The organism is Stenotrophomonas sp. 14P6.2.3 (assembly GCF_057799055.1).
The window spans coordinates 17978-30431 of record NZ_JBYOLA010000007.1; the positions used below are offsets into that span (position 1 = coordinate 17978).

The following is a 12454-nucleotide window of genomic DNA, read 5'->3' on the forward strand; positions in this document are numbered from 1 at the left end:
ACGAAGCCGATTCAGACAGGCCTCACGGGCCTTGCTAAACTCGGCGCTTTCCTGTGCGCCGTACCACCGACCGTTGCCGATGGCTTTCGCCCCGACCCTGAAAACCTGGTTGCTCGTCCTGCCGGCCGTGGCCGTGCTGGGCGTGGCCGGTTATCGGGCCAATGGCCACAGCCGGGACATGGTCGCGCGCGTCGATGTGCCGCTGGCTGCCCAGGCCAGCGATGCGCAGGGGACGCTGGCACCGGTGATGCCGGAAGCCCTGGCACGCCGCCTCGCCGCTTTTGAACGTGGCACCGCGCTGCCTTCGGGCCTGCCGCTGGATATCCGCGCCGACATCGAAGGTGCCACCGATCTGTACGCCTACGCGCAGCGCCTGCGCGTGCAGGCCGACCAGGGCAACCACGAGGCGCGCTGGATGCTCAGCCGGGTCTATGACTACTGCGCGCAGTACGCCGTTGATCCGGGTGGCTACCGCCTGGACAACAACGTGCTGTCCGGCCTTGGCCTGAGTGCTGCACCGGAGATGGTGGAGGCGCGCGAGCGGGTTGCGCAGCGCTGCGGTGGCTTCGTGCCCGGCGACAAGCTGGGGCCGGCGCTGGTGCTCGGCGAGCGGCGTCGTGCGGCCCAGCAGGGCAACCTCGCTGCCGAAGCGGCGCTGTTTGCCGAAGGTGAGCCGCTGCACGACAACGAGCAGTACCGTCGTGACCTGGTCGAGCGCGTGCGTACCTCGCGCGATCCGGAAGCCTATATGGCGATCGCGCCGGGCATGGGGTTGCGCGCGGCTGGCGACAAGGCGCTCGTCGGCATGGTCGCCGGAGAACAGCTCAGTGAACTGGCATGGCGGGTTGCGGCCTGCGAACTCGGTCTTCCCTGTGGAGCCGACAGCGTGCTGGTCAACAGCTTTTGTGCGAATGGAGGGATCTGTTCGCCGGATGGAACGCAGGACTTCCGTGATTTTGTGTATGACGCCGCGGTTTCGCGGCAAGGTGCGGGGAAAATGAAGGAATGGATCAAGCGATTGATTGGAACGAGGGACGGACGATGAATTACCGTCGATTCCTGCATGGGGCCAAGTTCTGGTTCTGGGTGGTGTTGTTTGTGGCGTATTCGGCCGGTGCGGTAGGCCTGCTGATGATCGACACCTACGAGGACCGCTACCGGCGTCTGTCGAAGGTGGAACTGACCTCGGTGAAGACACAGGAAGATGTGCGCCGTGCAGGCGCCAGCCAGGTTGCCGCTGTTTACCGCGCGCAGAGTGGCGTGCCGTTCTCGTCGTTGCCGGCTGGCAGCACCTTCCAGGTGGTGTGGCCGGATGGCTCCAGCGAGACCATGGTGATCGTCGATCCGACCTCGCCGAACGGCGTGCGTCCTTTGGCGAACTCGCAGATTCCTGCGGAAGTTGCCGACAAGCGTTGAAGGTAGCGCCGGGCATGGCCCGGCGCGCTACCGGACGGTAAACAGAAAAGGGCGGGGAAATCCCCGCCCTTTTCATGTGCAGCGACAGCTGTCGGCGATCAGGTCAACGCGATCGGCTTGCTCTTGCGCTCGGCAAGGCGCTTTTCCAGATAGTGGATGTTCTGGCCACCGGCCTGGAAGCCCTTGTCACGCATGATGCGCTGCTGCAGGGCGATGTTGGTCTTGATGCCATCGACCACCATCTCGCTCAGCGCCACCCGCATGCGGGCGATGGCGGTCTCGCGGTCCGGACCGTGCACGATCAGCTTGCCGATCATCGAGTCGTAGTTCGACGGTACGCGGTAGCCACTGTAGATGTGGGTATCGACGCGCACGCCGGGGCCGCCCGGTGCGTGGAAGCCGGTGATGGTGCCTGGGCTCGGCACGAAGGTTTCGGCGTCTTCGGCGTTGATGCGGCACTCGATCGCATGGCCGGTCAGCACCACGTCGCTCTGCTTGATCGACAGCTTCTGGCCGGCAGCGATCTTCAGCTGTTCGGCGACCAGGTCGATGCCGGTGACCATCTCGGTGACCGGATGCTCCACCTGGATGCGGGTGTTCATCTCGATGAAGTAGAAACGGCCGTCTTCGTACAGGAACTCGAAGGTGCCGGCGCCGCGGTAACCGATACGGATGCAGGCTTCCACGCACACCTTGCCGATCTGCTCGCGCTGCTCGGTGGTGATGCCCGGTGCCGGTGCTTCCTCGACCACCTTCTGGTGGCGACGCTGCATCGAGCAGTCGCGCTCGCCGAGGTGGATGGCATTGCCCTGGCCGTCGGCCAGCACCTGGATCTCCACGTGGCGCGGATTCTCCAGGAACTTCTCCATGTAGACCTCGCCATTGCCGAACGCGGCCTTGGCCTCGCTCTTGGTGGTTTCGATGGAGGTCTTCAGCGAGGCTTCGGCGTGCACCACGCGCATGCCGCGGCCACCGCCGCCGCCGGCCGCCTTGATGATGACCGGGTAGCCGATCTCACGGGCGATCTTGGTGTTGGCGACGATGTCCTCGCCCAGCGGGCCGCCCGAGCCGGGTACGCACGGCACACCGGCGGACTTCATGGCGCGGATCGCTTCGACCTTGTCGCCCATCAGGCGGATGGTGTCTGCCTTCGGGCCGATGAAGATGAAGCCGGACTCTTCCACGCGCTCGGCGAAGTTGGCGTTCTCGGACAGGAAGCCATACCCCGGGTGGATGGCCTGGGCGTCGGTGACCTCGGCCGCAGCGATCAACGCCGGGATGTTGAGGTAGCTTTCCGCCGACGACGCCGGACCGATGCAGACCGATTCATCGGCCATGGCCACGTGCTTGAGGTTGCGGTCGACCGTGGAGTGCACGGCCACCGTGCGGATGCCCAGGGTATTGCACGCGCGCAGGATGCGCAGCGCGATTTCCCCTCGGTTGGCGATGACGACTTTGTCGAGCATGGCAGCCGCCCCTTAGCCGATCACGAACAGCGGCTGGTCGAATTCCACCGGCTGGCCGTTCTCGCCGAGGATGGCGACGATGGTGCCCGACGCATCGGCTTCGATCGGGTTGAACATCTTCATCGCTTCGATGATGGCCAGGGTCTCGCCGGCCTTGACCTGCTGGCCGATGCTGACGAACGCCGGCTTGTCCGGTGAGGACGAGGCGTAGAAGGTGCCGACCATCGGCGAGCGCAGCACGTGGCCTTCCGGCAGCGCGTTGCCCGGCTTGGCGGTGCCGCCGGTGGAGGCTTCGGTCGGCGACTGCATCGGCATTGCCGGGGTGGCCGGCTGGGCGGCGACCGGGGCGGCCATCATCATCTGCGGCGGGGCCTGCATCATGCCGTAGCCGGACACCGGAGCGCGCGACAGGCGCACCGACTCTTCGCCTTCCTTGATTTCGATTTCAGCCAGGTTCGACTCTTCCAGCAGGTCGATCAGCTTCTTGATTTTGCGGAGATCCATGGTGGCCTCTTTGCTCTTTGATGTCAGTGTGGTGGGAAGCGCGTTGCGCTCGGGTCAAAGCAGTTCGTAGAAGTCGCGCAGCTGCCGGGTGCGGTCACGCGCGAGGGTGATCAGGCAGCGCATCTGTGCGCCATTGCGCGCGGTGCCGTCGGAATTGAGGGCGTACACCGCTTGGCAGTCGTGGTCGCGCAGCTGCATCCATGCGCGCTGGGCCAGCACCAGTTCCTGTTCGGCGTTGCCGCAGTAGCTGCAGCTGCCACCGTTGGCCGGCGTGCGCAGCTGCCTGCGCGCCTGGGCGTAGACGGCATTGAGTTCGACGTCGGCGGCCGCTGCCACGTCCGAGGCGCACAGGTCGCTCTCCATCGTGGTGGTCGGGTGCGCGCAGTCGATGCCTTCGGCCTCACGGTCGGACGCGGCGGCAGCGCCGCACAGGCCGGCCCACAGCACAACGCTGGCGAGGACGCGCGACAGGCTCATGACGCGGCGGCAGCCTGCACGCGTGCCAATGCCGCGTCCATCGCATAGCGGTAGCTGTCGGCACCGAAGCCACACACCACGCCAACCGCCTTGTCGCTGAAATAGCTGTGCTGGCGGAAGGGCTCGCGGGTATGCGGGTTGGACAGGTGAATCTCGATGAACGGCACCGCCACCGCCGCCAGCGCATCGCGCAGGGCAACCGAGGTATGCGTGAAGGCGGCCGGGTTGATCAGGATGAAGGCGGTTCCGTCGTTGCGTGCGGCCTGCACACGATCCACCAGCACGTGCTCGGCGTTGGACTGCAGGCTCTCCAGCGCATGACCTGCGGCAGCGGCCTGGGCGACCAGCGCCTGGTCGATGTCCGCCAGCGTGGTGTGGCCGTAGACCTCCGGCTCGCGGGTGCCGAGCAGGTTGAGGTTGGGGCCATGCAGGACCAGCAGCTTCGCCATGGGATCCGATTGACGGGAAAGGGCGGCAGTCTGGCGGAAGCTGAGGATGCTGTCCAGTTCGGCGAAATTAGTGGTGTTTAAAACAATTGTTTGAAAAATGCCTTCGTCCGCGTGGTTGCATGGTGGACGGGCGCGGGAAGACTTTCTATAGATAGTGGAAATTGCACGCGCCGACCATCCCCCATGCCGGGCCGCCACCGCCGGGCCGCATTGCGTTCGACACTGCGGAGGTTGCCATGGCATTCCTACACTGCGCCTACCCGCCATGTCGGCGTTCACGGATGCCCGCCTTGCCTATCTCCCTGCGATTGCCCGCACTTCTGCTGGCAATGCTGCCTTTGAATGCGCTGGCTGCCGAACAATGGATCGTTGCCACCGACCTGTGGGGCAACAGGAACTACCAGACCCTGCATCTGGACGTGCAGGGCGGGCGTATCGCCGGTCGGCTGGATGCCGACCCGGTCACCGGCACCCTGAGCGCCGGACAGATGGTGTTCACCGCAACGGACAGCCAGGGCCAGCGCTACCAGTTCGATGGGCGCATTGACGGTGCGCGGATGCAGGGACAGAGCGATCAGCCGGACACCAACAACCGCGACGCGCGTGCCGTCCACGCCTTCAGTGCCTGGAAAGTACCGGCGCGGGCCTCGACCGCACCGCAACGCCATGTGTTCACGCCGACCGACTATTCCAATACGTTCAGCGCCGACCGCGCGCCGGTGCTGGTGATCTGGCCGGGAGACTCGGTGCAGACCCGCACGCTGGATTCTGGCGGCGTGGACGAGAACGGCGTTACCCGTGCGCTGTTCGGCAATCCGCAGGTGGGGCCGTTCTTCGTGGTCGGTGCCGAACCGGGCGATACGCTGGCGATCACGCTGACCTCGCTGAAGCTCAACCGCGACCATGCCGACAGCCTGGATGGCCTGGTGGGACGCTTGAAGACACCGCGGGTGGCCGCCGAAGCCAGCGGGCTGGGCAAGCCCGTGCGCTGGCAACTGGACCGCAGCAGGGGCGTCGCCCGTCCGCAGGGCGCAAGTGGTGGCCTGCGGCATTTCGAAGTGCCGGTGAAGCCGATGCTCGGCGGCCTGGCGCTGGCGCCCGGCTTCGGCTATCCACCCTTCTCCACCGGCGATACCGCCGATTTCGGCGGCAACATGGATTTCAACGCCGTGGTCGAAGGCAATACGGTCTACCTGCCCGTGCAGCAGCCCGGCGCGCTGATGTACCTGGGTGATGGCCATGCGTTGCAGGGCGATGGCGAAACCACGCAGTGGGCGCTGGAGACGTCGCTCGATGTGGAGGTGAAGGTCGAGCTGCTGAAGCAGCATGCGATCGCAACGCCGCGGGTGGAATCGGCCACGCAGATCATGACCCTGGGCCAGGGCGGCTCCAGCGACGATGCGCTGCGCATCGCCACCTCGGGCATGCTGCAGTGGCTGCGCCAGGCCTATGGATTGACGTTGTCCGAGGCGACGCAGGTGCTGGGCGTGGCGGTGCAGTACCAGGTGGCCAACCTGGCCGGGCGCAGTGTTGGCGTGGCGGCGAAGCTGGACAAGGCGGTGCTGCAGGGGCTGCAGTTGCAGACGACAGCGGCACCGGGCGGCGGTGCCGTGAAGCGCGCTGCCAAGTGACCGTTGCCCTGTTGGCAGCTTGGGAAGGCGTATCAACCAGGAGTCCGTGATGAGTGCCGACGCAATCCAGAACCGCCGCGCTGCCTTCAGGGCGCTGCATGCATCCGGATGCTTCCTGCTGCCCAATCCATGGGATGTTGGCAGTGCCGTGGCGCTGGCGCGGCTGGGTGCGCAGGCATTGGCCACCACCAGCTCCGGCCATGCCTGGGCCCACGGGCAGCCTGATGGGGCGATGGGTCGCGATGAGATCCTCGCCCATCTGCGGACGATGGCGGCGGCAACCGATCTGCCAGTGAACGCCGACTTCGAAGATGGTTTCGGCAGCAGCCCGGAGGCGGTGCACGAGAGTGTGTCGATGGCGATCGACACCGGGGTGGCCGGCCTGTCGATCGAGGATTCCACCGGCGATGCGGAACATCCGCTGCGCAGCATCGAAGACAGCGTGGCCCGCCTCAGCGCAGCGCGCCGTGCCATCGACGAAAGCGGGCACGAGGTGATGCTGGTGGGGCGCGCGGAAAACTTCTTTGTCGGGCGCCCCAATCTGGACGATACGTTGGCCCGCATCCGCGCCTATGCGCAGGCGGGTGCCGATTGCCTGTATGCGCCTGGCATCCGCAGCGCAGAGCAGATCCGCGCCGTGGTGGATGCCGCCGGTGGCAAGCCGGTCAACCTGCTGATCGGTTCGCCCGGGCAGATGACGCTGCAGGAGGCGGCCAGTCTGGGCGTGCGCCGGGTCAGCGTCGGCGGTGCGCTGGCCCGCAGTGCGTGGGCCGGTTTTCTCAGGGCGTCCGAGCAGATGCTTGCCAGCGGTTCATTCGACGCGCTGCCGGGCACCCCGTCAGGTGCCGAGCTCAACGGGTTGTTCAAGCCGTAGGTACGGGCCGGTCAGTGCGACGGTGCAGGTGAGGGTGGCGTCCTGCCGAGCGCTTCACGTACCGCGCGCTGCAGGCCCTGCACATGGAACGGCTTGGCCAGGAAGGGCGCACGCCGATGCCTGACCGGCACCAGCTGGTCGTATACCGCCGAAGCGAAAAGATAGGGGATGCCGAGCTCCAGCAGCCGATCGGCAACGGGAAACACCACGCCGTCGCGAAGTTCCACGTCCAGCACAGCGCCGTCGAAGTGGCCACTGTCGAGCATGCCCAATGCCTCGAAGACACTGTTGGCGTGGGCGATCTCATTGCCTTCGTCGGTCAGGGCCTGTTCCATCAGATCGGCCAGATCGAGCTGGTCTTCCACAAGGAGCAGGCGCGGAAGTGTCGCGGGTCGTTCATTGCTGCTTTGCATGGTGTGTTGTCGTGCGAATGCTGCGGTGGTGGGTAAAGTTTCTGCTTTCCAGCATCAAGGCCATGGCTGCCTGGTGTGCTTTCGGCGCGAAGGCGCAACTGTGATCTGCGTGCTCTGCTGCTGGCCGTGGCCGCCCTCCCTGGCGGCATCGGCCATGCGTCTGCCATGGAATCAGGCGGCCTGAGCAGCCCGCGCGTTACCTCCGCTCTTGGCCAGCAACGTCAGTTTCTCGTCAGTGGCCTTTTCTTCTTCCAACGTTTCCAGCAGCAGCGGCAGCGCCTCTTTGTAGCCCAGCTGCTTGGCCAGAGCTGCGATGGTGCCGTAGGAAGCGATCTCGTAGTGCTCGACCTTCTGTGCACCACCGATCAAGGCGGCGTCGCGCACCGGCCCTTCGTCGATGGTATCGATCACTTCCTTTCCTTCCTCTACCAGGCCTTCCATTGCCGCGCACTTGATCCGCTTGAGGCGGATGCCCAGCAGCTCGACAACCCGGTCGATGCGTTCGATCTGGCCCTGGGTTTCTTCCAGGTGGGTCTCGAAGGCGGTGGCGAGTTCAGGGTTTTCGGCAGCGCGTGCCAAGCGTGGCAGCGCCTTGGTGAGCTGCTTCTCGGCGCTGTAGATATCGGACAGTTCGTGGATGAACAGGTCTTCTGCGGTCTTGATGGCCATGTGTCGACACCTATGCTGGGGGAGAGTGGTGACCTTACGTGGGCGTCCGTTGCAGTCCGGAGCAGGTTCGGTGAACGCTGCATGGAGGACAGGGGCTCCCACGCATGCAGGGGCCTCACATGAGCCGCGCGACAGCGTCCTATCAGTGATGCTGTTGCTCGCCCGCTCGCTAGTTACTATTGGTAGCTAATGAATCCGAGAGCTGCTGTCATGCACACCCTTATCGTTGTCGCCCACCCCGAACCTTCCTCGCTCACCCACGCCGTAGCGGCGCGGATCGGCGAGGCCATCGTCAACGCCGATGCCGGCAATACGGTCACCACCGTGGATCTGATGGCGGAAGGATTCGATCCACGCTTCAACGCGCAGGACCACGCGTTCTTCCGCAGAACCACAGCGCTGCCGGCCGATGTGGCTGCCGAGCACGCGCGGCTGGATGCGGCCGACACGCTCGTGCTGGTCTACCCGCTCTACTGGTGGTCGTTCCCGGCGCTGCTGAAGGGCTGGATCGATCGCGTCTTCACCCAGGGCTGGGCCTATGACGAAGGTGCCGATGGCAAGGTGGAAAAGAAGCTGCAGCGGCTGCAGGTGCATCTGGTGGGGCTGGGCGGTGCCGGCCAGCAGATGATCGACCGGCGTGGCTATGGCGAGGCGATGAAGACCCAGATCGATCAGGGCATCTTCGATTACTGCGGAGCGCCGGTGCTGTCATCCACGCTGCTGCTGGATGCCGACAGCGGCATGGCCGAAACGCATCTGCAGACGGCGGTGGACATCGGACGTAAGATCGGAACCCCTGCACTCTGACGATCACCCTTGTCTTCCAGTCCTGCCGTGCCCGAGCCCCGTCGTCGCCTGACCCGCGAACAGCGTGCCCGCCAGCTGCTGGACGTGGCATGGGCGCTGGTCGGCGAAGAAGGCACCGATGCGCTGACGTTGGGTCGTCTGGCGGAGGCGGCAGGTGTCGCCAAGCCGCTGGCCTACGACCACTTCGAAACCCGCAACGGTTTGCTGGCCGCGCTGTATGCCGACTATGACCAGAGGCAGACCGTGGTCTTCGATGAGCGCATCGGCAGCGCGAAAGCGCGGCTGAAGGAGCGTGCGCATGCCATCGCCTCCGGCTATATCGATTGCGTGCTGTCACAGGGCAGCGAGATCCAGGACATCCTCGCCGCCTTGGCGGGATCGCCGGAACTGCGGGCGGTGCGCCGTTGCTATCAGCAGGATTTCATCGACAAGTGCGCGCAGTGGCTGGGACCGTTCGCAGCGGGAGAAGTCGTACCGGCCAGTGGCCTCTGGGCAATCCTTGGTGCCGCCGAAACCCTGTCTGAAGCGGTTGCGGCCGATGCGGTGGAACATGCGGCAGCCGAGGCCGAGCTGGAGCGCGTGATCGTCGCCATCGTCAAGCGCAGCACCTGAATCATGTGCGCGGAGCGACCTGGAGTTGCTCGAAGCTGACCGGGGGCAGTGATACGTCAGGCTGCAGGTCCGGCAGCAGCTGTCGCAGCAGCTCCGGCATCGCCTGCATCGCGGCACCATCGATGTAGCGCCACTGCGTTTCACCGACGTGCCGGATGGCGACCATGAAGGCGAGGCTTCTCAACGTCTGCGCTTCGACGGTGAACACCGTGGTCCGTGGCACGAAGCAGACTTCTTCGTCGCCGGCAGCATAGGTGCGGGTCGGTTCACCGACATCATCGCTGATGACCTTCACGCCCATGTCGTCGAGTGTCTTCATCGCATCGCGTGCGGCCTTCGCATAGGCCGCATCGCCGCCGGCAAACCGCTTCACGCTGGGATGGGTGCGCGCGATCATGGCATCGGTATCGCCGCGGGCGAACGTGGACAGCAGCGATCGCACGTCCTTCTGCAGCGCGTCGCTCTCGGCAGGAGTGAGTTCACCGGCATGGGTGAGTGCCGCGGAGAACGTGCAGAACAGCGCAAGCATCCAGCACAAGAGACGTCGATCCATCGATGGGGTACTCCTTTGGGCGCTGGACTATAGAGCGCATTGCCTGTGGTGTCTGCCCGGTCTGCCCGTCACACACGCTGGGCCTCGGCCGCCGCGGCAATGGCAAAGCCCGCATCAAGCTGCGCCCGCACCTGCTCATCGCGCGACGCACGGGAATCAGCGCCCAGCACCACGTTGATCAGGCGCAGTGGCAGGGCGTGCCCAGCACACCTGCGACGGGCGGTGGCCGCCAGGCAGAAACCTGCAGCCTGGGTGTAACCGGTCTTCAAGCCATCCACACCGTTTTCGCCGAGCAGGGCGTTCTGGTTCGCCTTCTGCAGTGTGCGGTGCGCGAAGCTGCGCTGTGCGGTGATTGCCAGCAGGTCGGGGTAGCGGGCAAGCAGGTGGGCGGCCAGCACCGCCATGTCGCGCGCGGTCGACAGATGGCCCGGGGTGGTGATGCCGGACGCGGAGATGAAGTGCGTATCGTGCAGGCCCAGCGCGCGCGCGTGGTCGTTCATGTGCTGCGCGAACGCCGCCTGCGATCCGGCCAGGTGACGGGCCAGGGCGAGCGCGGCATCGTTGCCGGAAATCACCATCAGGCCCTCCAGCAGTCTGCCGAGGGCGATGCGTTCGCCGGGCACCAGGCCCATCCGCGTTTCATCGTCGGCCACCTCGTGTACGTCGCGCGGATGGATGGCGATCGTGTCCGACCACGAACCGCCCGACCGCGCGAGCAGGTCGTACGCGGTGTAGGCCGTCATCAGCTTGGTCAGCGAGGCCGGCGGTCGTTGCAGTTCCGCGCGCTGCTGCTGGAGGATCTCGAGGGAGAGGGCATCGATCGTGATCGATGACACAGGGGAACGGTAAGAAGTCATGGAGGGCATACGGCGACAGCGTAACGGCGCGTGCCCGCGCTGGATGACTGTTTCTGAAATATTGAAATGATATAACGTCACAAACGAGGTCGGATCACTTCGCTTTCTGCTGGGACTGCTGATGAAAAAAACGAACCTCGGGGGCTGGTTGCGGCCGGCCATCCTGACAGCGCTGGTTGCCATCACCGGTTGCCACCACGACGTACGCACCGACAGGCCGGAACCGGCGCATGGACGGCCGCACAACGTCATCGTGATGATCAACGATGGCGCCGGCTGGGGCACCTGGGACGCCGCCGCCTACTGGCAATACGGCAGCCGCGAAGGCACCCCCTATGCCGACTTCCCGCAGCGGCTGGCGGTGACAACGTTCCCGCTCAACGCCAGCAGCCAGCCTACGCACGATGCGGCGCAGACGCTCGGCTACGACGCGCAGAAGGCATGGGACGCCACGCCCGTGCCCGCGGCGGATCTGCCCTTCGCTGGGTATCAGTATCTGGCTGCGGTAGCCACCGACAGCGCGGCGGCCGGCACGGCGCTGTCCTCGGGAGTGAAGACCTACAACAACGCCATCAACGTCGACAACGACGGTGTACCGGTGGAGTTCAACACGCTGCGTGCCAAACGCCTGGGTATGGCCACCGGCGTGGTGACCTCGGTGCCATTCGCGCATGCCACACCGGCTGCATTCGCCGCGCAGGCCGAATCACGCAACAGCTATCACCAGATTGCCCACCAGATGCTGGCCCAGGGCCACATGGACCTGGTGATGGGTACCGGCGGACCCGGCTACAGCGTCAACGGACGAGCCTGCATCGACGAACCGCAGAGCCCGGCCGCCGAAGGCTGCGGGAACCCCTGGGAGTGGGTGTCGCAGCAGGATTGGCAGCAGCTTGAGGCGGGCACGGCCATTGCCGGAAATCCATCGGGCCCGTGGCGGTTGATCCGCAGCAAGGCCGAGTTCGTTGCGCTGGCGCAGGGCCTGGTGCCCTCCGACCGGCCGCTGATCGGTGTACCGCGCGTGGCCAACACCCTGCAGCAGGCGCGGCAGCTGCAGGTACTGGGCGAAGACGCGAGCACACCATCGGGGGTGAAGAAGATCGACAGCGTGCCGGACCTGGCGACGATGACCCGTGGCGCGCTGCAGTTCCTGCAGCAGCGCTCAACCAAGGGCCTGTTCCTGATGGTTGAAGGCGGTGCCACCGACTGGGCAGCGCATACCAGCGCCTGCGGCAGTGAATGGCACTACGGCGCCTGCACCGGGCAGCCGCAGTTTGGCCGTCTGATCGAAGAGACCGTCGAGTTCAACGATGCCGTGTCGGCGGTCATGGCGTGGATCGAGGAGAACGGTGGCTGGGAGCGCAATCTGCTGATTGTCACCACCGACCACGACAACAGCATGCCGATGGGGCCGAACGCACAGCAGGTGGCCTTCGAGCCGGTGCGCAACCACGGCCGGGGGCGCATGCCGGGCATGAGCTTCCGCCCCACCGGCAACCATTCAAACGGCCTGGTGCCGCTGTGGGCCAAGGGCAACGGCGCCGAGCTGCTGGGCAAACGCGTGCGCGGTGTCGACAACGGCTATCGCCAGCATGTGCGCTTGAACGACGGCAGCTACATCGACAACACCGATGTGGCCGCTGCGATACAGGAAGCGCTGCAGCGACGTTGACCGGCGGCGCAGCCGCCTGCACGACGCCTGCACGTTCCGCACATGCGGGCATCG

15 protein-coding genes are annotated in these 12454 nt (G+C 65.6%); 7 read left to right on the top strand and 8 right to left on the bottom strand.

The genetic code is table 11. The annotated features are described in order from the left end of the window. The first annotated feature begins 79 nt into the window (after window positions 1–79). Window positions 80–1045 (top strand): hypothetical protein, encoded by a 966-nt coding sequence (locus AC27VL_RS07680; protein ID WP_100553781.1) that lies wholly within the window; start codon window positions 80–82, stop codon window positions 1043–1045. Further along, window positions 1042–1416 (top strand): hypothetical protein, encoded by a 375-nt coding sequence (locus tag AC27VL_RS07685; RefSeq protein ID WP_100462209.1) that lies wholly within the window; start codon window positions 1042–1044, stop codon window positions 1414–1416. The genes AC27VL_RS07680 and AC27VL_RS07685 overlap by 4 nt, the downstream gene beginning before the upstream one ends. A gap of 98 nt (window positions 1417–1514) precedes the next feature. On the opposite strand, the gene accC is transcribed toward AC27VL_RS07685, so the two are convergent. The 4 genes from accC to aroQ are packed head-to-tail and all read right to left on the bottom strand — an operon-like array spanning window position 1515 to window position 4312. After that, window positions 1515–2882, bottom strand: a complete 1368-nt coding sequence (gene accC, locus AC27VL_RS07690; protein WP_089237274.1) for an acetyl-CoA carboxylase biotin carboxylase subunit — start codon at window positions 2880–2882, stop codon at window positions 1515–1517. 12 nt (window positions 2883–2894) lie between these two features. Then, on the bottom strand, window positions 2895–3386 hold the full coding sequence (gene accB / locus AC27VL_RS07695; protein ID WP_100553780.1) for an acetyl-CoA carboxylase biotin carboxyl carrier protein: 492 nt from the start codon (window positions 3384–3386) through the stop codon (window positions 2895–2897). Between the two features lie 54 nt (window positions 3387–3440). After that, complete coding sequence (locus AC27VL_RS07700) at window positions 3441–3863, bottom strand: lysozyme inhibitor LprI family protein (protein WP_089237270.1); 423 nt, start codon at window positions 3861–3863, stop codon at window positions 3441–3443. Further along, on the bottom strand, window positions 3860–4312 hold the full coding sequence (gene aroQ, locus AC27VL_RS07705) for a type II 3-dehydroquinate dehydratase (protein WP_100462212.1): 453 nt from the start codon (window positions 4310–4312) through the stop codon (window positions 3860–3862). Before aroQ ends, AC27VL_RS07700 begins: the two co-directional genes overlap by 4 nt. Before the next feature lie 290 nt (window positions 4313–4602). Between aroQ and AC27VL_RS07710 the strand changes: the two genes are divergently transcribed. Both AC27VL_RS07710 and AC27VL_RS07715 read left to right on the top strand, forming a co-directional pair. Continuing rightward, the gene (locus tag AC27VL_RS07710) at window positions 4603–5943 is read left to right on the top strand and encodes an acetamidase/formamidase family protein (RefSeq protein ID WP_488765953.1); all 1341 of its coding nucleotides are present in this window, start codon (window positions 4603–4605) and stop codon (window positions 5941–5943) included. Window positions 5944–5989: 46 nt separating this feature from the next. Continuing rightward, on the top strand, window positions 5990–6817 hold the full coding sequence (locus AC27VL_RS07715; RefSeq protein ID WP_488765954.1) for an isocitrate lyase/PEP mutase family protein: 828 nt from the start codon (window positions 5990–5992) through the stop codon (window positions 6815–6817). A gap of 11 nt (window positions 6818–6828) precedes the next feature. Here the strand turns inward: AC27VL_RS07715 and AC27VL_RS07720 are convergent, their stop codons facing one another. Beyond that, window positions 6829–7230, bottom strand: coding sequence for a response regulator (locus AC27VL_RS07720; protein WP_180165311.1), 402 nt, complete (start codon window positions 7228–7230; stop codon window positions 6829–6831). A gap of 171 nt (window positions 7231–7401) precedes the next feature. Continuing rightward, window positions 7402–7899, bottom strand: coding sequence for a YciE/YciF ferroxidase family protein (locus tag AC27VL_RS07725; RefSeq protein ID WP_100553777.1), 498 nt, complete (start codon window positions 7897–7899; stop codon window positions 7402–7404). 210 nt (window positions 7900–8109) lie between these two features. Between AC27VL_RS07725 and AC27VL_RS07730 the strand changes: the two genes are divergently transcribed. Continuing rightward, a complete protein-coding gene (locus tag AC27VL_RS07730) occupies window positions 8110–8706 on the top strand; it encodes an NAD(P)H-dependent oxidoreductase (protein ID WP_488765955.1) in 597 nt (198 codons plus the stop codon). Between the two features lie 48 nt (window positions 8707–8754). Then, window positions 8755–9318: a TetR/AcrR family transcriptional regulator gene (locus tag AC27VL_RS07735; protein ID WP_100554229.1), complete on the top strand. Its 564-nt coding sequence runs from the start codon at window positions 8755–8757 to the stop codon at window positions 9316–9318. A 1-nt stretch (window position 9319) separates the two neighbouring features. Here AC27VL_RS07735 and AC27VL_RS07740 read toward each other — a convergent pair whose 3' ends face one another. Both AC27VL_RS07740 and AC27VL_RS07745 read right to left on the bottom strand, forming a co-directional pair. Further along, complete coding sequence (locus AC27VL_RS07740) at window positions 9320–9871, bottom strand: hypothetical protein (protein ID WP_191077735.1); 552 nt, start codon at window positions 9869–9871, stop codon at window positions 9320–9322. A gap of 68 nt (window positions 9872–9939) precedes the next feature. After that, entirely contained in the window at window positions 9940–10737 is a 798-nt protein-coding gene (locus tag AC27VL_RS07745; RefSeq protein ID WP_488766016.1) for a D-alanyl-D-alanine carboxypeptidase family protein, read from the bottom strand. A gap of 112 nt (window positions 10738–10849) precedes the next feature. Here AC27VL_RS07745 and AC27VL_RS07750 point away from each other — a divergent pair, with 112 nt between their 5' ends. Beyond that, the gene (locus tag AC27VL_RS07750; protein WP_488765956.1) at window positions 10850–12400 is read left to right on the top strand and encodes an alkaline phosphatase; all 1551 of its coding nucleotides are present in this window, start codon (window positions 10850–10852) and stop codon (window positions 12398–12400) included. Window positions 12401–12454 lie beyond the last annotated feature (54 nt).